This window comes from Cytobacillus solani, from assembly GCF_006704205.1.
In the GTDB taxonomy this organism is placed as follows: domain Bacteria; phylum Bacillota; class Bacilli; order Bacillales; family Cytobacillaceae; genus Cytobacillus; species Cytobacillus solani.
In genome coordinates, this window is sequence record NZ_CP041305.1 from 3,322,977 (window position 1) to 3,341,350 (window position 18,374).

The following is an 18,374-nucleotide window of genomic DNA, read 5'->3' on the forward strand; positions in this document are numbered from 1 at the left end:
CACTTATGCTAAATTAAGAACATGTTTTTGTTTAATTCATACTATACTCATAGGAATTATAAGTGTATAATATAGAGGAGTGAGTGAGATGGGGAAGGAGTTTATCGAGCTATTTGAAAAGTGGGCTGACACCTACGATGAAAGTGTAACTGGACACGATATAGAATATAAGGAAGTGTTTAAACATTATGATCAATTATTGCAGAAAGTTGCCAATCGCTCTTTTGGACACGTCCTTGAATTTGGACCTGGTACGGGAAATTTAACAGCAAAGATGATTGAAAAAGGGTTGAAGGTAACGGGAGTGGAGCCATCTCCTTCGATGAGAAAAATAGCTAAGCAAAAGCTGGCAAATAAGACTGAGATTGTAGATGGCGATTTTCTAAGCTTTCCTGTTGATCAACCAATCGATACATTTGTAAGTTCTTATGCTTTTCACCATTTAACCGATGAGGAAAAAGAAACAGCTATTGCCAAGTATGGAAACCTACTTGCTTCTGGTGGTAAAATAGTCTTTGCGGATACAATGTATGAGTCTGCTAAAAGCTATAAGAGAGCAATAGAAAAAGCAATGGAAAACGGCTTTCATAATCTTGCAGAAGATTTGCAGCGAGAATACTATACGACAATCCCACTCTTAAAAGGATTGTTAGAACAGAATGGTTTTACACCAAGATTCGAGCAGTGCAATGATTTCGTGTGGATTATGGAAGGAGTGAAAAAATAAGAAAGAGGTTTTGATAATGAAAATAGCAATCATCGGAGCAATGGAAGAAGAAGTAACACTTTTAAGAGAAAAAATTGAAGATAAAACACAAGAAGTGGTCGCGGGCTGCGAGTATACAAGCGGCAAAATGGATGGAGTAAACGTTGTGCTTTTGCGCTCAGGAATTGGCAAAGTAAATGCAGCATTATCAACTGCTATTCTTCTTGAAAGGTACAAACCCGATTACGTCATAAATACAGGGTCTGCTGGAGGCTTTAATCCACAGTTAAATGTAGGGGATGTTGTTATTTCTACTGAAGTAAGACATCACGATGTCGATGTAACAGTATTTGGTTATGAATATGGTCAGGTTCCGCAGCTGCCGCCAGCCTTTGAAGCAAACAGCCGATTAATCCATGTTGCGGAGGAATGTGCGAAAGAAATTAAAGATATTCAAGTTGTGCGCGGTTTGATTGCTACAGGGGATTCATTTATGAATGATCCTGCTCGAGTAGAGTTCATTCGTGACAAATTTACAGATCTTCAAGCTGTTGAAATGGAAGCTGCGGCAATTGCACAAGTGTCCTATCAGTTTGGAACACCATTTGTCGTTATCCGCTCACTTTCAGATATTGCAGGAAAGGAATCAGATGTCTCATTTGATCAATTCCTTGAAAAGGCTGCATTACATTCAGCTGATTTGGTCATGAAGATCGTAGCAGCGATGAAACAATAACTCCGAACGAAGGAGGGATATGTTTGAACATCGTTAAAAGTGTTCATCAATTAATTGGGAATACACCCATTCTGGAGTTAAATCAATTTGCTCTTCCAGCAGGTGTTCGCTTATTTGCTAAGCTTGAGTTTTTAAACCCAGGAGGAAGTGTGAAAGACCGTCTGGGGCAGGAGCTTTTAAAGGATGCAATGGAGAGCGGGAAGCTGAAGGAAGGCGGAACTGTCATTGAACCGACAGCAGGAAATACAGGTATAGGTTTAGCACTTGCTGCTTTAAATAAAGGGATTAAAGTGATTGTGTGTATGCCAGAAAAATTTAGTTTGGAAAAACAAGTCATTATGAAGGCGCTAGGAGCTGAAATTGTCCATACACCTACAAGTGAAGGGATGGCAGGCGCAATTGCAAAGGCGAAGGAGCTGCTTGATGAAATTCCGAATTCCTTTTGTCCGCAGCAATTTGCGAATCCTGCGAATCCACATACTTACTATAAAACGCTAGGTCCTGAACTTTGGGAACAGATGGATGGACATATTGATATTTTTGTTGCTGGAGCGGGATCTGGTGGCACCTTTATGGGCACTTCCCGCTTTTTAAAAGAAAAGAATCCTAAGATAAAAACTGTGATTGTGGAGCCAGAAGGATCAATCCTTAATGGCGGTGAATCTGGTCCGCATAAAACAGAAGGGATTGGAATGGAGTTCCTGCCTGAATTTATCGAACCTTCTTATTTCAATGCAATCCATACGGTCCTTGATCAGAACGCTTTTCGCTTAGTTCAGGAATTAGCATTAAAGGAAGGATTATTGGTTGGAAGCTCTTCTGGTGCAGCTCTTTATGCTGCAATAGAAGAAGCGAAGAAGGCAAAGGAAGGAACAAATATTGTTACAATTTTTCCTGATGGCAGTGACCGATATATTAGCAAAAAAATTTATGAAGGCGGTATATAAATGAGAAGAAAAACAAAACTCATTCATGGCGGAATTTCAGGAGATCCAAACACAGGTGCGGTATCAGTGCCTATTTACCAAGTGAGCACATACAAACAAGAAAGTGTAGGGAAGCATAGTGGATTTGAATACTCACGGACGGGCAACCCGACACGACATGCGCTGGAAGAATTAATTAAAGATTTAGAAGGCGGAAAAGCAGGATTTGCCTTTGGTTCAGGGATGGCAGCTATTACTGCGGTTATGATGCTGTTTAATAGCGGTGATCATGTAATCATGACAGATGATGTATATGGTGGTTCATATCGCGTGATGACAAAGGTGTTGAACCGTTTTGGCATCGAGTCAACCTTTGTTGATACGAGTAAGCTTGAAAATATTAAGGCTGAGATCAGACCAAATACGAAAGCTCTTTACTTAGAATCGCCGACTAACCCGCTATTAAAAATTACGGATATTGCTGAGGCGGCAAAAGTAGCAAAGGAACATCAATTGCTGACAATTGTTGATAATACATTCTCGACACCTTACTGGCAAACACCGATTGAGCTGGGGGCAGACATTGTCCTCCATAGTGCAACGAAATATATTGGCGGACATAGTGATGTTGTTGCTGGATTAGTAGTTGTGAATAGTGATGAACTAGCTACAGATATGCATTTTGTACAAAACTCAACAGGCGGTGTGCTTGGTCCTCAAGATTCATGGCTTCTAATGAGAGGAATAAAAACACTGGGTATTCGTATGGAAGAAACAGAGAGCAATACGAGAGCAATCGTTGAGTTTCTGCAGAGCCATCCATCTGTAACGAAGGTTTATTATCCAGGTCTTGAAACACATCCAAATCATGACATTGCTAAAAAGCAAGCGAGAGGCTTTGGCGGAATGATTTCCTTTGATGTAGGCAGTGAAAAAAATGCAGATATTCTTCTGGAGAAAATAAAGTATTTTACATTAGCAGAAAGTCTCGGAGCTGTAGAAAGCTTGATTTCTGTTCCAGCTCGAATGACACATGCTTCCATTCCGCAGGAGCGTCGTGCAGAGCTTGGAATAACGGATGGATTGGTACGTATTTCCGTTGGGCTTGAAGATGTAGAAGATTTAATGGAAGACTTACAACAGGCATTGGAAAATTAATACTATTGTTAAACGCCCTTATGAGGGCGTTTTTTGTCGAGCGATATAAATGGGAAAATTAAAAATTTAGGCAAATAAGTGTTTACAAACCGATCGGATGTGGCTATAATTACCAATGTAAGTGAAAAAATTTCTGAAAAAGGAGGTCGAATGAAATGATGATGAACTTATTAGCAATTGAAAAATTAAATGCAGTTTTATATTTTACGAATTCGACCTACAGGGAATGGATCGCTTAATTTATTTTTACTTAGCATATCCATGCCGCAGGGAGAATCGTGTTCCTGCGGCTTTTTTGTGCCCAAAATTAAGACGCCGCAGGAGCTATGTCTCTTTGCGGTTTTTTTGTCCCTAAAAGGACTATTTAAAGGAGGTGAAACCCATCATGACATTAAACATATTGTTTTTTACAATTACCATTAAGAAACGCAATATTTCAGTTGAAGAAGTACTTCATAATCAAATGGTTAAAAAAATTCACGAAGAAAACCGTAATCGTCAATTCTCAATGTATCGTCACTTTTAATTCACCTAAAAATAAACAATGAAAGGTGGTAGTTTAAGATGAATCTTTTAATGCAATGCCGTCAAGCAATCTTATGGGTGGAGAAAGATTCCACCTAGCTTATGTTAGAGGAGGAGATCTGATGTCGCTTCATGTACTGCTGCTGACTCTTGAATTCAGAAAAAAGAAGCGTAAAGCCTTGACTCATTTATATTTTCCTTCCTTAACAGAATGTTCATATTTGTTTTAAATATACTCGTTGTGTTTATGGTAAATTTAAAATGAATAAGGGAGTTTAAAGGGAGGCTATATCATGTTCACAATTGTGATGGGGCTAGTACTTTGCACAACTATAGGATTAATTATTTACTCAGAAGTGAGTGTTGTTGAATAAACGAGAAAAAGGGATTAACCGAATGGTTAATCCCTTTTTTAATAGATAAATAAATGGTGCTTTTTGGAAATATTATCAGGTTCGGACAAAAATTCACTCGAATAAGTCAAAACAGTCCGTAGTAGGCTCAAGTTCGGACAAGATTTCACTCGAATCAGCTAAAGCAGTCCGAAGTAGCCTCAGGTTCGGACAAGATTTCTCTTGAAAAAGCTAAATTAGTCCGAAGTAGCCTCAGGTTCGGACAAGATTTCAACTCGAACAAGTCAAGGTAGTCCGCAGAACCCTCAAATTCATACAAAGATTAAATGGAGGGACTAATCCCTATTTTTCGGACTCATCCACAAAAATGCAATAAGTATAATAGTAGCGATTAATAAGAGAATTGTTTTTAATGAAAAGCCTTCAAAAATAATTTCTGCAAGACTTGCTACTACAACGATAAAAAAAACGAGTACTAAAACTACACGATTAATCAAGTTTTTCCCACCTCAAAATATACTCCTTATATCTTAGCGAAAGGGAGTAAGTATTGTCCATTAAAATAGTGTTTGGAAATAATTCCCCTATAAAATATATAGGTGGACAGACAAAAACAACTCCTTTGCTACATAGGAATTATGTATAGGCAAAAGGCCGAAAAAGCGGGGGTGGAAAAATGTCTGGGATTTTAACTGCACTTGGTTATTTAGTTAAGGAGATTGTCTTTCTTGTTTCTTATGTAAAGAACAATGCATTTCCTCAACCGTTATCTGCTGCTGATGAAAAAAGGTATTTGCAGCTAATGGCTGCTGGCGATTCACATGCACGCAACATGCTGATTGAACACAATTTGCGATTAGTTGCTCATATTGTCAAAAAATTTGAAAATACGGGTGAGGATGCGGAAGATCTCATCTCCATCGGCACAATAGGGTTAATAAAGGCGATAGAGAGTTATTCAGAAGGCAAGGGTACAAAGCTTGCGACTTATGCAGCTCGTTGTATTGAAAACGAGATTCTCATGCATTTGAGAGCGTTGAAAAAGACGAAGAAAGATGTCTCACTTCATGACCCGATAGGTCAAGATAAAGAAGGGAATGAAATATCACTAATTGATGTTCTCAAATCGGATTCAGAGGATGTCATTAATACGATCCAATTAAATATGGAGCTAGAAAAAGTAAAGGAATACATCACTGTGCTTGATGACAGGGAAAAGGAAGTTATAGTTGGGCGTTTTGGACTTGATTTAAAAAAGGAAAAAACACAAAGAGAAATCGCCAAAGAGCTGGGTATATCCAGAAGCTATGTGTCGCGAATTGAAAAGCGGGCATTGATGAAGATGTTTCACGAGTTTTACCGGGCGGAGAAGGAGAAGAGGAAGAATAGTTAGTATCATCATTGAAAATGATTAAAAGTTGACACTGAAAATCATTATCAATTACTATAGATGTATCACTAGTAATTGGAGATGATTTCATGTTTGTCCAAATGAAAAAAATTGTTGTAACTGAAGGAAATGCAGAGCAAGTGGTTAACCGCTTTAGCGGTCAAGGAATTATTGAAAAACAAGAAGGCTTTATTGATTCAACGGTAATGGTGAAGAAGAGCCGTCGTGGGGATGAAGAGGTTATTGTGATGATCCGCTGGGAGTCTGAGGAGTTTTGGAAGAAGTGGGAGAAGAGTGAAGAGCATATCGCTGGCCACAAGGCTAATTTAGGTAAGCCAAAGCCAGAATATATTGTTAGTTCTGAAGGCGGATTATATGAAGTAAAAGCGGTGAAAAATGCAGTTCAGCAGCAAATATAAAAAAAATCTCAGGCTAAATTTACTTGCCTGAGATTTTTTTCTATTCTATTTTCCCATTCTTTAATACTAAGTCCCAATTTTTCCCGTCATCATTCGACTCATACACATCGTTTAAATACGTTGCAAAGGCAATTGTGGCGTTATTCTTGTGATTCACAGCAATAAATGTAACGGGGTTATCATAATTTAAGAATGGAATTTCTAGCTGAACAGCTTTTTTCGTATGTATATCCATTCGATAAAAAAGTACTTTGTTTTCCTCGACCGCTGAATAGTAGAGGTTTTCTTCCGAAAATGCTAGAGCTGTCGTCATGACCGGAGCGGTTGCCCTTTCCATATTTGCCCCTTTATCTTTGGACAAAAAAATGCCGCTTCTAGTAGACATTGCCATCTTGTTGCTATTCGTAGGATGTGCTGCAATCATACCTAACGTATCCGCTTCAAACCCTTTTAATGCAACTGGGCTCCATGATTTTCCTTCATCATCTGAAAGATAGACCCCTGGCTCTAGCATCGAATTTTCCTCTTGATTGATCATATATATCGTATTTGTCCCGTAGCCTTTTGATAAAAACTGAAAATTGCTTTCACCGTAAAAAGCGAGTTTCTTTAGCGTAGCCCCTTTGTCCGTACTTTTTACTAACCCAAGCGGTGATTTTAAATCGGAGCTTTCTTCTGGAATGCCGCTCGCATAGAAGCCATCTTCACTTGCCTGAAAACCCATGTATTCATGTTTTTGGGTGGATCCCTCAAGCCAGCCCTTATCAGTGAAAACCTTTATTCCTTGATGTGAAGCAATATATAACCCCTCATCATTTCCTGGATACCCTAACCCATTAATGCGTTCAAGACGTTGGGGAGATGCCTTTTTGATTTCAAATTTGCTCACCTGAACAGGTTCACTTTTTTTGCTGGGCTGTTCTTTTTCCGTTTGCTCTCCGTTTGAACAGCCAGCCATGAATAGGGAAAATCCAATCATACATGGCAGAAATAACTTTTTTAATCCATTCATTCTTTTCACTCCAACTGCTAATTAGTCATATTTGTCTTCCCCAATAGTAACGGAAAATAGGAGACAGAAGCAAAGGATTCATCCTAAAAAAGGATGAAAATACACATAAGCCTATACAAGTTCCCAATGACACACATAATTTATTAATACAAGAAGGGAGGCAGAAGTTTATGCCATATGGATATCCATACACATACAGTTGTCCGCCACCCCCCTGTCCAGCTCGCTATTACGGTGGAGGCGGTTTCTGGTTAGCCCTCGCAGTAGTGCTCTTAATTTTACTCCTCGTCTTTGGTGGCTGGTTTTATTACTGAGGGAATTGCTAGTGAAAGCTTATGCTCTTCTTGCATAAGCTTTTTGTTTGTTCAAGAATCAGAGGACTTTTCTCCCTCTCCTACGATAAGTCAAGCACGTATGCGCTTTCGCTCTTCGTGTTCCCTTTATCTAGTCGGGAAAGGTCCAGTCCATACGGAGCTGAGAAATGCGGCTTGCACTTCTAGTTGTTATTGATAGAAATTTCCGAAAAGTTACCTTATAATATAGCTGTAATTAGAATAGAAGGAAAGAGGAGGAAGATGCATGACAGCAACTACATATTCACCAGTATGGGATTTGGATGTTTTTTTTAAAGGTGGAAGTTCTTCCGAAGCATTTCTTGCACATTTAAGAGAAACAAAAGAAAAAATAAATGATTTCGAAACAAGCGTACATAACTGTGAACAAACGAATTCCATTTCTGATCAGACAGAAATCGAAAGCTTAATGGGAAAATTTCAATCTGTTACAAAAAAGCTGCGTGAAGCAGGGGCATTTGTTAGTTGTTTACAGGCTCAGGATACAGACGATAAGAAAGCGGCTGAACATCGTGCAGCCATTACACAATTAAGCGCATCCTTCCTGTCAGTTCTTACACTTTTTGATGAAAAGCTTACAAGCTATGATTCTGATGTGTGGGCTGAATTAGTAGAAACATCGGGTCTAAAAGAATTGGCTTTTGTTCTTACCGAACGTCGAAAGACAGCTTCTGAAAAACTATCTAAAGAGGAAGAAAGCCTAATCAATGCACTTGGGGTTGATGGGTATCATAGCTGGAGCCAGCTTTATGATTTAGTTGTTGGCAATATAAAAATTCCTTTTATAGAGAATGGAGAAGAAAAGAGTTTATCTGTCGGTCAAGCTGCCAATACATTTTCAAACCCTGATAGAAGCGTTCGAAAAGAGATGTTTGCTAAGTGGGAAGAGGCATGGAAGGGTCAATCAGATTACTTATCAAAGGCGCTCAACCACTTAGCTGGCTTTAGACTGAATGTCTATAAACAGCGCGGCTGGGAGGATGTATTAAAAGAGCCGCTTAATATTAATCGGATGTCAAAAGATACGCTAACTGCAATGTGGGATGTTATTTCGAAAAATAAACAACCGCTCGTAAAGTTTTTAAATAGAAAGGCAGAGCTTCTCGGACTTGAAAAGTTAAGCTGGTATGATTTAGATGCGCCCATTGATCATACAGAATCAAAGGTATCCTATCAAGAAGGAGCAGAATTTATTTTAGAGCAGTTTTCTCACTTCGGTGATGAAATGACATCATTTGCTAAAATGGCTTTTGAGGAAAAATGGATTGAAGCAGAAGATCGGCCAGGGAAATCACCTGGGGGCTTTCATACGTATTTCCCTGAGAGCAGTCAATCAAGGATTTTTATGACCTATTCTGGAACACCATCTAACATTTCGACATTAGCTCACGAGCTTGGTCATGGTTTCCATACGTATGCGATGAGGGATCTTCACCTCTTAAATCGCAATTATGCGATGAATGTTGCGGAAACTGCATCTACTTTGGCAGAAATGATTGTATCTGATGCTTCAGTGAAAAATGCGAAAACCGAGCAGGAGAAAATAACGCTTCTTGAAGATAAGGTACAACGTTCTGTTGCCCTGTTAATGAACATACACGCTCGATTCTTATTTGAAACCCGGTTTTATGAAGAGAGGAAAAACGGGACTGTTAGTACGGAAAAATTGAATCTATTGATGGAGGAAGCCCAGAAAGAAGCTTACGGAAATGCACTTGATGAATATCATCCATTATTCTGGGGCTCTAAAATGCATTTCTATATAACAGGTGTGGCATTTTATAACTTTCCATATACTTTCGGCTACCTTTTCTCGCTCGGTATTTATGCAAAAGCTTTAGAAGAAGGAAAAGGGTACGAAGAAAAGTATATTGCGCTGTTAAAGGATACAGCTTCAATGACTGTAGAGGATCTCGCGATGAAGCATTTACATGTTGATTTAACAAAGCCGGATTTCTGGGAAAAGGCAGTACAATTATGTATGGATGATGTAGAGGAGTTTTTACTGCTGACAGAAAAAAAATAAATAAAAGCCGTACCCAATAAATAAACTGGGTGCGGCTTTTATCATTTTATCGCAGATTAACGGGCTGTAAGATCCCCACTTCAAGAAGTAGAGAGAACAAAAAATTCTATGTGGGGGATCAACAGCCTGTAAATGCCCGATTAGTTCAACTAACAATCAATGGGGGATGAAGAAAACCCCCACTGATTGAAGTTTTACTTTATACTTTCCTTAACTTAAACGGACTGACCATTAAAAAAGAAAGAATAATCATCATAAATAAGAAAAATTGTGCTGGAAAGTAAGGAATTGCAAGATAACTTAGAGTAGCAAGACACCCTGCAGCAGTTATCGGAAGACCTGTAAAATACCCATTGTTCTCACTAATATTAAAGCGAGCAAGACGGAAAGCGCCGCAGCCAATGTAAAAAATAGTGAAAAATGCGCCAGGATCACCAAATTCAAATAAAATTCCTTGATATATTAATAGTGCAGGGGCAACACCAAATGATATAATATCACTCATGGAATCTAATTGCTTGCCCAGCTCCGATTCAATATTAAGCTTGCGTGCTATCATGCCATCAAACCGATCAGCTAAAGCAGCAATAAAAATAAGCAGCAAGCTTAATTCAAGATTCCCTTTTAAGGTGAAAATAATCGCAAAGCCGCCAAGTGATAAGTTTGCTAAAGTTAATACATTTGCTGTTTGTGCTTTTAATTTCTTAATCGTTTGATCAAGTACATCGGATAAAAACATTCACGGAACACCTCATTTGTTTAAAAGAACACATACTATAAATAAGTTCATTAAAGGGTATTTATTTGTTGATATAATTAATAGTATTTAATTTTATAGCTTTTATGACTATACGTAAAGAGTAAATTTACACTTAAATGGAGGCGGGATTTTTGATTCAATCCTTTTATCGACTGATGATTGAACTGACAAATGGAAAATGGACTTCAAGCATTTTAAAAAGATTTGCCCTGTCAAAGGCAAGCCGGTTTTTCATTCCTTCTTTTGCTAAATTGTATCAAATCAATGAAAGTGAAATGGAAAAAAACCTGAAAGACTATCATACTTTACATGACTTTTTTACCCGCAAGCTTAAAGCTGGGGCAAGAACGCCAGATCAGAACCCACAATCGGTTAGCAGTCCAGTGGATGCTGTGATAGAAGACGTGGGCATCATTGAGCCGAGTCACATCATCACTGTGAAAGGAAAGGATTATTCGATTAAAGAAATGTTAGGAGATGATCGGAAGGTCGAAAAGTATTCAGGTGGACATTATATGATCTTCTATCTTAGTCCAAGTCATTATCATCGAATTCATAGCCCGGTGTCAGGAAAAGTTGTTGATCAATGGACACTTGGCGGAAAATCCTATCCAGTTAATAAGTACGGATTAAAATACGGAAAAGATTCATTATCAAAAAATTATCGAAAAATTACAGAGGTAAAACAAGATGAGGGCGGATTTATATCGATTGTGAAAGTTGGGGCCATGTTTGTTAATTCGATTGAAGTCATTCACGAAGGGGATGAATTAGTGAAGGGAAATGAAATGGCCTACTTTTCCTTTGGTTCAACAGTAGTGCTTCTTTTTGAAAACAATAGCTTCGAGCCGTTGCCTTCCATTCATGTACCTTTTGATGTGAACGTAGGAGACTGTATCGGATACATTTCGTCGGTTAGATCTAACTAAGAAAAGCGCAAATGCCTTGGTCATCGCCGTACAAACGCAGAAGGGCCGGTTCTTTCGATAAAGGAGACACAATGAGTGGAGCGAATTGATGTCGACTTATCGTAGGGAGTGGGACCTGAAGTTTAATAGGCGATAGGACGCTTGCGCTAGACAATTCTCTAACTCCCAAGTTATACTTTCTTATTTTATAAAAAGAAAAAAGCCCTGATTGGGCTTGTATATTTTATGAAGAGACTTTTATTCTATGGGATAATGAGCGTCTGTGAATTTCTGTTTCTATAAGGCGGATGAAATCGGGACTCAGTTTCAGCTCTCTTGCTTTTTGATATGATTCGATTAATAATTCGTCTGATAGCTTGCGCATGTCCATTCACCTCCATAAAGAATATAAGAGTTTGATTCTATTTACGCTTCTTCATACATATAATGTAGTTTCTATGTTGTACCCTTACTCTAGCAAAAATAAACGGTTAGAACAACCGTTCTGTTATCCACAGTATTTAGTGGATAACTTGTGGTTAAGTTGTTTATAAAATTTAGAAAAGTATATAAATGAGTGTGTTTTATGTGTATAAAGTTATCCACAGGTAAGAGGATAAAGAATATTGTCGAAAAATATTTCCATTAAAAAGGATATACTATTCTTATTAGGCGCTTCCGCTTTTCGTTTGTCTAGCTGCGGTGCCTAGGGGCTCGAGGTCATAAGCCAATCCGCCTAGAAGGTTAAGAACAACCTTCCATCCGGCTTGTCTTATGCTTGTCGCCCCTGACCAAGGCGCTTCCGCTTTTCGTTTGTCTAGCTGCAGCGCCTAGGGGCTCGAGGTTATAAGCCAATCCGCCTAGAAGGTTAAAGGACAACCTTCCATCCGGCTTGTCTTATGCTTGTCGCCCCTGACCAAGGCGCTTCCGCTTTTCGTATTTGATAGAAAGCTTTATATTGGTTATGATTGTTAAGAAAAATAGACGATTGATTTTAATTTCGAAAGGTAACTGAGGTGTGATATAGTGTTAAAGCAATTTTTGCCGGATCAGCATGCTAAAAGCATTTTTGAAATAACCCCTGAAGTTTTAAAGGAAAAAGGTATTAAAGGAATCATTACTGATTTAGATAATACGCTGGTTGAATGGGATCGGCCAAATGCAACGCCACGTTTAATTAAATGGTTTGAAGAAATGAAACATAGCAATGTGAAGATTACGATTGTTTCTAATAATAATGAGGACCGTGTAAGATCATTTTCGGATCCGCTAAATATCCCGTTTATCCCTGCAGCAAGGAAGCCATTAGGACGAGCATTTAATCGTGCACTAATGGAGATGGGGCTTGCAAAGGAAGAGACGGTTGTGATTGGCGATCAATTATTAACTGACGTGCTTGGAGGGAATCGAAGTGGATTCCGGACAATTCTTGTTGTTCCAGTTGCACAAACAGATGGATTTATAACCCGTTTTAATCGAAAAGTTGAAAGACAAATATTAAATTGGTTCCGAAAAAAAGGAATGATCCAATGGGAGGATTAATTAGTGAGTGAACAATATTCATGCATCGGATGCGGTGTGAAGATTCAAACAGAAGACAGGGAAGCAATCGGCTATGCACCAACATCGGCTCTTGATAAAGAAGAAGTTATTTGCCAGCGCTGCTTTCGCTTGAAGCATTATAATGAAGTACAGGACGTTCATTTAACGGATGACGACTTTCTGAAAATATTAAATGAAATCGGAAAAAGTGATGCATTAATCGTTAAAATTGTTGATATTTTTGATTTTAACGGCAGCTGGCTTCCAGGACTGCATCGATTCGTTGGGAACAATAAAATTCTTCTTGTTGGGAATAAAGTAGATTTGCTCCCGAAATCTGTGAAACCGAACAAACTAATCAACTGGATGAAGCAGGAAGCAAAAGAGCTTGGCTTAAGACCAGAGGAAGTCTTTCTTGTAAGTGCAGCGAAAGGACAGTTTATTAATGAAGTAGCTGCAGCTATTGATGAATATCGTGAAGGAAAAGACGTATATGTCGTCGGATGTACAAATGTGGGGAAATCAACATTTATTAACCGCATATTAAAAGAAGTGACAGGAGAAGGTGATGTCATTACGACATCTCATTTCCCAGGAACCACTCTAGATATTATTGAAATTCCATTATCTGATGGAAAAGCACTTGTTGATACACCTGGAATCATTAATCATCACCAGATGGCCCATTACGTTGATAAACGTGATTTGAAAATCATTACACCAAAAAAAGAAATCAAGCCAAAGGTATATCAGCTAAACGAAGGACAAACGCTTTTCTTTGGTGGCCTTGCTCGATTTGATTACTTATCAGGTGGGCGCAGGTCCTTCGTCTGCCATTTCTCAAATGATATCAATATTCACCGTACGAAATTAGAAAAAGCGGATGAGTTATATAGTAATCATGCCGGGGAATTACTGACTCCACCGAGAATCGAAGATATGGAGACTTTCCCTGAATTAGTTAAGCATGAATTTACAATTAAGGAAGGAAAAACAGATATTGTTTTTTCAGGTCTTGGCTGGATTACAATCAATGACCCTGGTGCAAAAGTGGCCGCTTTTGTGCCAAAAGGCGTTCATGCACTTGTGAGAAAATCCTTAATCTAAAGACAAAGAAAAGATATTGTGTGAAATCGGAGTTTCTCCTAATAAATAGATCGTATAAATAGGGGGATGGAACATGAAGAAGCTTTTTGCTGTAATAGGGGATCCAATCGCTCATTCGATGTCGCCTGCTATGCATAATGATTTATTTCAAGCTTATGGCATAGATGCTCATTACCAGCCACTAAATGTGAAAAGAGAGAACCTGAAGGAAGCTGTGATTGGTTTAAAAGCCATTGGAATAGCTGGATTTAATATTACCATCCCGCATAAAGAAACAATTATCCCATTTTTGGACAAACTGGACCCGCTTGCAGAAGCCATTGGAGCAGTGAACACGGTTGTGAATGAGGATGGAAAGTTTGTCGGCTATAATACAGATGGCAGCGGGTATTTACAAGGTTTATTAACGCTGCTGCCGGAGATAACAGAGAAAAACATTCTGATTATCGGAGCAGGCGGTGCAGCAAGAGCTCTCTATTTCACATTGGCTCAAGCTGGAGTAAACAGATTAGACATATATAATCGAACGACACAAAAGGCAAAAGCGCTGATTAATGATTGCCCATTTCGTGTTCCTTCAGCCGCCATTGGAAAAGAAGAAGCAGAAAAAAACCTTGCTGATTACCAATTGCTCATTCAAACTACATCGATAGGGATGGCTCCGAATATAGAAAGTCTTCCGCTTTCATTACATAATCTAAAGACTGATGCACTTGTAAGTGATATAATATATAATCCGCTTGAATCAAAGTTTTTGCGGGAAGCTAAAAACAAAGGTGCAAAAATACAAAATGGGTTAGATATGTTTGTTTATCAAGGAGCACTTGCTTTTGAAAAATGGACAGGCATTTTTCCAAATATCGAACGCATGAAAAATATTGTACTCAACCAACTGGGAGGATAAGGAAAATGTTAACAGGAAAACAAAAGCGTTTTTTACGCTCAATGGCTCACAGCCTGAACCCGATTTTTCAAGTCGGTAAAGGCGGGGTCAATGATAATATGATTAAACAAATTAGTGAAGCGCTAGAAGCGCGTGAGCTTATGAAAATTAGTATTTTGCAAAACTGTGATGAGGACAAGCATACAGTTGCAGAACAATTAGCAAAAGGAACAAGAGCGGAGCTCGTACAAATTATTGGGAACATCATTGTCCTCTATAAACAATCGAGAGAAAATAAACAAATCGTTTTACCTAAGAGGTAACAGAGGGAGCAGGAGGAGAGCACTTGAAGAAAATCGGCATATTGGGAGGCACTTTTGATCCGCCGCATCTCGGCCATTTAATTATTGCAAATGAAGTTTTGCATGCGCATAAGTTAAATGAAATATGGTTTATGCCTAATCAAGAGCCTCCGCATAAAAAAAAGACAAATGCAGTTAAAGATGAAGATCGGGTGAATATGCTCAAGTTGGCTACTGAAGGGCATCCTCATTTTAAAATTGAATTGATTGAGTTAGAAAGAAAAGGACCTTCATATACGTTTGATACAATGAAAATCCTTAAGGAAGACCATCCAGATAACCAATTCTATTTTATTATTGGTGCAGATATGATTGAGTATTTGCCAAAATGGAAAAATATTAATCAGCTAGTTGATATTGTTCAATTTATCGGTGTAAGAAGACCTTCTTATCGCCATGAAAGCCTATATCCCATTCTTTACGCGGAAGTACCCGAAATGGGCATTTCATCCAGTTTTATCCGCGGCCGTTTAAAGGAAAATAAAACGATATGTTACCTTGTTCCCGAAGCAATAAGGAGATATATTAAGGAGAATCATTTATATGGAGCGTAACCTTGCCTTATTAAAAGTGAAGGAACAATTAACAGAACATCGCTATAACCATACAATTGGTGTCATGGAAACAGCGATTATACTTGCGAAAAAATATGGCGCGAATGAAAAAAAAGCGGAGCTTGCTGCGATTTTTCATGATTATGCCAAGTTTCGCCCGAAAGAGGAAATGAAACAAATCATTATGGATCAGAAGATGGATGCCAGACTCCTGCAATTCAATAGTGAACTTTGGCATGCTCCAGTAGGAGCTTTTCTTGTTCATAAAGAAGCAGGGATTGAAGATGAGGAAATACTGGATGCAATCAGATTTCATACCTCTGGCAGAGTAGGAATGACTTTATTAGAGAAGGTTATTTATTTAGCTGATTATATTGAACCAGGCAGGCATTTTCCAGGTGTAGAAGAAGTAAGGGAATTAGCTGAGAAAAGCTTGAATGATGCATTAAAAAAATCCATTTCAAATACGATATTTTTTTTAATGAAAAAGGGTCAGCCGGTTTTTCCGGCAACAATTCACACATATAATGACCTAATTATGAATTCGGAGGATTGATTGAATGAGTGAAAGAGATTTATTATTAACCACTGTAAAGGCAGCGGATGACAAAAGAGCAGAACAAATAGTTGCATTAAATATGAAAGGAATTTCTCTAATTGCAGATTATTTTCTTATTTGCCACGGAAATTCCGACAAGCAGGTTCAAGCAATCGCCAAGGAAATGAAGGAGAAGGCTGAGGAATTAGGCTATTTTGTTAAGAGGATGGAAGGCTATGATGAAGCAAGATGGATTCTTGTTGATTTTGGCGATGTTGTTGCCCATATATTCCATCGGGATGAAAGAGGCTATTATAATTTAGAACGCCTATGGGGCGATGCGCCGATTGAAAGTTTTCAGAGCGAGCTTAACCAATGACCTATGGAAAGTTTGCTTATCTTTACGATGAATTAATGAAGGATGTCCCCTATGATAAATGGGTGGAACTCGTAAAGGAATATGTAAGTAAATATAATACTAATGGAAAAAAGCTCCTTGACCTTGCTTGCGGAACAGGAGAGCTCTCCGTTAAATTTGCTGAAGAAGGCTTTGAAGTAACTGGCGCTGACCTTTCTGAGGATATGCTGATGGTTGCTCAAGGAAAGGCTGCAGACAAGGCAATGAACGTGCATTTTTACCAGCAAAACATGGCTGAACTTGAAGGGCTTGGTCGATTCGATGTAATCGGTATTTTTTGCGATTCTCTAAATTATCTGCAGTCAGAGCAAGAGGTTTTTGATACTTTTTCGCGTGTTCATGAGCATTTGGATGACAATGGGCTCTTTATCTTTGATGTTCATTCGATCCATAAGATTATGCAAATATTTATGAATCAGACTTTTGCATTAAATGATGAAGAGATCAGCTATATTTGGCATAGCTATCAGGGGGAGCATCCGAACAGTGTGGAGCATGATTTAAGTTTCTTTGTTCTTGATCAAGGGTCAGGTCAATATGAGCGCTATGATGAACTTCATTTCCAGCGAACGTTTCCAATTGATGTGTATGTGAATTGGCTTAAGGAGACTGGGTTTGAAGTACTTGAAGTGACTGCTGACTTTGAAGCAGTGTCTCCGCAAACACATTCAGAACGGATTTTCTTTATTTGCCGGAAAGTATAGTTCAGAAAAAAGGCAAGGTCAGCTTAAAGAGCTGTCTTGCCTTTTCTAATTTATTTTAAAAATAAGAAGGATTGAGTCGATGTTTGTAGAATATTATGACTGAATGGTGTAGTGTTTTTTTACTTGTTCAAGATCTTCTTTAAATTTGGCATGGGTTGCCTGAAAAACATGCTCGAATATATCCCCTAGTTCATTTTCGAGCACCTTAATTCCTTCACCCGTAATTCCTCCTTTTACACATACCTTTTCCTGCAATGTTGGCAACGTATAAAAGCCTTTTTTCATTAGTTCTCCCATTCCCATCAGCATTTCCTCAGCAAGTGTTGTTGCTGTGTCTTGGTCGATTTCTGTCTCTTTTACTGCTGCAAGAATAAAACGCTGTGTTAAATAGCTAAAAAATGCTGGTCCACAGCTCACGATATCAGAGGCTACCCGGGTAATGTTCTCTTCAATTTCGATCGGTTTTGAAATCCGATCAAACAAACTGTGTATTTGTTTTTTCCAATAATCACTGCATTCACCAAACGATAGTAATGAAACGCCGGTAAGGGCCCGATTCGTAATACTAGGAATGACTCTAGCAACAGAACAATCGGCAATGGATTCTAATTGTTTGACACTTATCGGACTAGTAATAGAAACAATACATTTTTCCTTCGTTAGGAAAGGTGAAATCTCTTTAATCACACTATGAACATCATGAGGCTTCACGCAAACAAAGATAAGTGAAGAGCGTTCCGCCACATCTCTTCCGTTTTCTCCTACATAAATTTCCTCGTATATTTTCTTTATTTCTGCTGCTTTTGATATTGTTCGATTTGTAATCGCCATGGATAAAGGGGAAACGGCTTTTCCATCAAGTAATGCTTCTGCCAATATTCTCCCCATATTCCCTGTACCAATGATTCCAACGTTCATGCTCATCCCCCCTTCACAAGCAAACTTACTCATATACGATATGAAATTCCCATGCAGTTTATGCTAAAAAAAGAAA

General features: G+C 38.5%; 22 protein-coding genes. 17 read left to right on the forward strand and 5 right to left on the reverse strand.

Features of this window, described 5'->3' with window-relative positions; translation table 11 throughout:
- Positions 1-88 precede the first annotated feature (88 nt).
- The 5 genes from FI644_RS16595 (at position 89) to FI644_RS16615 (ending at position 4,052) form a co-directional block, all read left to right on the forward strand.
- Positions 89-727: a class I SAM-dependent methyltransferase gene (locus FI644_RS16595; protein ID WP_053477099.1), complete on the forward strand. Its 639-nt coding sequence runs from the start codon at positions 89-91 to the stop codon at positions 725-727.
- A gap of 16 nt (positions 728-743) precedes the next feature.
- The gene (gene mtnN, locus FI644_RS16600) at positions 744-1,442 is read left to right on the forward strand and encodes a 5'-methylthioadenosine/S-adenosylhomocysteine nucleosidase (RefSeq protein ID WP_142108626.1); all 699 of its coding nucleotides are present in this window, start codon (positions 744-746) and stop codon (positions 1,440-1,442) included.
- A 23-nt stretch (positions 1,443-1,465) separates the two neighbouring features.
- Positions 1,466-2,389 carry a PLP-dependent cysteine synthase family protein gene (locus FI644_RS16605; RefSeq protein ID WP_142108627.1) on the forward strand — a complete coding sequence of 308 codons (924 nt, stop codon included), beginning with the start codon at positions 1,466-1,468 and terminating at the stop codon, positions 2,387-2,389.
- Positions 2,390-3,526 carry a bifunctional cystathionine gamma-lyase/homocysteine desulfhydrase gene (locus FI644_RS16610; RefSeq protein WP_142108628.1) on the forward strand — a complete coding sequence of 379 codons (1,137 nt, stop codon included), beginning with the start codon at positions 2,390-2,392 and terminating at the stop codon, positions 3,524-3,526.
- A gap of 385 nt (positions 3,527-3,911) precedes the next feature.
- On the forward strand, positions 3,912-4,052 hold the full coding sequence (locus FI644_RS16615) for a YrzI family small protein (protein ID WP_142108629.1): 141 nt from the start codon (positions 3,912-3,914) through the stop codon (positions 4,050-4,052).
- A 687-nt stretch (positions 4,053-4,739) separates the two neighbouring features.
- On the opposite strand, the gene FI644_RS26395 is transcribed toward FI644_RS16615, so the two are convergent.
- Positions 4,740-4,901, reverse strand: coding sequence for a hypothetical protein (locus FI644_RS26395; RefSeq protein ID WP_156319137.1), 162 nt, complete (start codon positions 4,899-4,901; stop codon positions 4,740-4,742).
- A 179-nt stretch (positions 4,902-5,080) separates the two neighbouring features.
- Between FI644_RS26395 and sigK the strand changes: the two genes are divergently transcribed.
- Positions 5,081-5,797 carry an RNA polymerase sporulation sigma factor SigK gene (gene sigK, locus FI644_RS16620; protein WP_053477095.1) on the forward strand — a complete coding sequence of 239 codons (717 nt, stop codon included), beginning with the start codon at positions 5,081-5,083 and terminating at the stop codon, positions 5,795-5,797.
- A gap of 86 nt (positions 5,798-5,883) precedes the next feature.
- Positions 5,884-6,213: an antibiotic biosynthesis monooxygenase family protein gene (locus FI644_RS16625; RefSeq protein ID WP_053477094.1), complete on the forward strand. Its 330-nt coding sequence runs from the start codon at positions 5,884-5,886 to the stop codon at positions 6,211-6,213.
- 40 nt (positions 6,214-6,253) lie between these two features.
- Here FI644_RS16625 and FI644_RS16630 read toward each other — a convergent pair whose 3' ends face one another.
- A complete protein-coding gene (locus FI644_RS16630; RefSeq protein WP_245637800.1) occupies positions 6,254-7,225 on the reverse strand; it encodes a F510_1955 family glycosylhydrolase in 972 nt (323 codons plus the stop codon).
- A gap of 579 nt (positions 7,226-7,804) precedes the next feature.
- Between FI644_RS16630 and FI644_RS16635 the strand changes: the two genes are divergently transcribed.
- A complete protein-coding gene (locus FI644_RS16635) occupies positions 7,805-9,604 on the forward strand; it encodes a M3 family oligoendopeptidase (RefSeq protein ID WP_142108630.1) in 1,800 nt (599 codons plus the stop codon).
- A 199-nt stretch (positions 9,605-9,803) separates the two neighbouring features.
- Here FI644_RS16635 and pssA read toward each other — a convergent pair whose 3' ends face one another.
- Positions 9,804-10,343, reverse strand: a complete 540-nt coding sequence (pssA, locus tag FI644_RS16640; RefSeq protein ID WP_053477092.1) for a CDP-diacylglycerol--serine O-phosphatidyltransferase — start codon at positions 10,341-10,343, stop codon at positions 9,804-9,806.
- Positions 10,344-10,495: 152 nt separating this feature from the next.
- Here pssA and FI644_RS16645 point away from each other — a divergent pair, with 152 nt between their 5' ends.
- Positions 10,496-11,293: a phosphatidylserine decarboxylase gene (locus FI644_RS16645; protein WP_053477091.1), complete on the forward strand. Its 798-nt coding sequence runs from the start codon at positions 10,496-10,498 to the stop codon at positions 11,291-11,293.
- Between the two features lie 223 nt (positions 11,294-11,516).
- Here FI644_RS16645 and FI644_RS16650 read toward each other — a convergent pair whose 3' ends face one another.
- Positions 11,517-11,657 carry a sporulation histidine kinase inhibitor Sda gene (locus FI644_RS16650; protein ID WP_053477090.1) on the reverse strand — a complete coding sequence of 47 codons (141 nt, stop codon included), beginning with the start codon at positions 11,655-11,657 and terminating at the stop codon, positions 11,517-11,519.
- A gap of 641 nt (positions 11,658-12,298) precedes the next feature.
- Between FI644_RS16650 and FI644_RS16655 the strand changes: the two genes are divergently transcribed.
- The 8 genes from FI644_RS16655 to FI644_RS16690 all read left to right on the forward strand — a co-directional run bounded on the left by FI644_RS16655 (position 12,299) and on the right by FI644_RS16690 (position 17,380).
- The gene (locus tag FI644_RS16655) at positions 12,299-12,814 is read left to right on the forward strand and encodes a YqeG family HAD IIIA-type phosphatase (RefSeq protein WP_142108631.1); all 516 of its coding nucleotides are present in this window, start codon (positions 12,299-12,301) and stop codon (positions 12,812-12,814) included.
- Between the two features lie 3 nt (positions 12,815-12,817).
- Positions 12,818-13,921 carry a ribosome biogenesis GTPase YqeH gene (yqeH, locus tag FI644_RS16660; RefSeq protein ID WP_142108632.1) on the forward strand — a complete coding sequence of 368 codons (1,104 nt, stop codon included), beginning with the start codon at positions 12,818-12,820 and terminating at the stop codon, positions 13,919-13,921.
- A 73-nt stretch (positions 13,922-13,994) separates the two neighbouring features.
- Entirely contained in the window at positions 13,995-14,825 is an 831-nt protein-coding gene (gene aroE / locus FI644_RS16665; protein WP_142108633.1) for a shikimate dehydrogenase, read from the forward strand.
- 5 nt (positions 14,826-14,830) lie between these two features.
- Positions 14,831-15,127 carry a ribosome assembly RNA-binding protein YhbY gene (gene yhbY, locus FI644_RS16670; RefSeq protein WP_053477086.1) on the forward strand — a complete coding sequence of 99 codons (297 nt, stop codon included), beginning with the start codon at positions 14,831-14,833 and terminating at the stop codon, positions 15,125-15,127.
- Between the two features lie 23 nt (positions 15,128-15,150).
- Entirely contained in the window at positions 15,151-15,720 is a 570-nt protein-coding gene (locus FI644_RS16675; protein WP_142108634.1) for a nicotinate-nucleotide adenylyltransferase, read from the forward strand.
- The gene (gene yqeK / locus FI644_RS16680) at positions 15,710-16,276 is read left to right on the forward strand and encodes a bis(5'-nucleosyl)-tetraphosphatase (symmetrical) YqeK (protein WP_053477084.1); all 567 of its coding nucleotides are present in this window, start codon (positions 15,710-15,712) and stop codon (positions 16,274-16,276) included. Before FI644_RS16675 ends, yqeK begins: the two co-directional genes overlap by 11 nt.
- Before the next feature lie 4 nt (positions 16,277-16,280).
- Entirely contained in the window at positions 16,281-16,637 is a 357-nt protein-coding gene (gene rsfS, locus FI644_RS16685; protein ID WP_053477083.1) for a ribosome silencing factor, read from the forward strand.
- Entirely contained in the window at positions 16,634-17,380 is a 747-nt protein-coding gene (locus FI644_RS16690; protein ID WP_142108635.1) for a class I SAM-dependent DNA methyltransferase, read from the forward strand. The genes rsfS and FI644_RS16690 overlap by 4 nt, the downstream gene beginning before the upstream one ends.
- Positions 17,381-17,473: 93 nt before the next feature.
- On the opposite strand, the gene comER is transcribed toward FI644_RS16690, so the two are convergent.
- Positions 17,474-18,298 (reverse strand): late competence protein ComER, encoded by an 825-nt coding sequence (gene comER, locus FI644_RS16695; protein WP_053477081.1) that lies wholly within the window; start codon positions 18,296-18,298, stop codon positions 17,474-17,476.
- Positions 18,299-18,374: the final 76 nt, after the last annotated feature.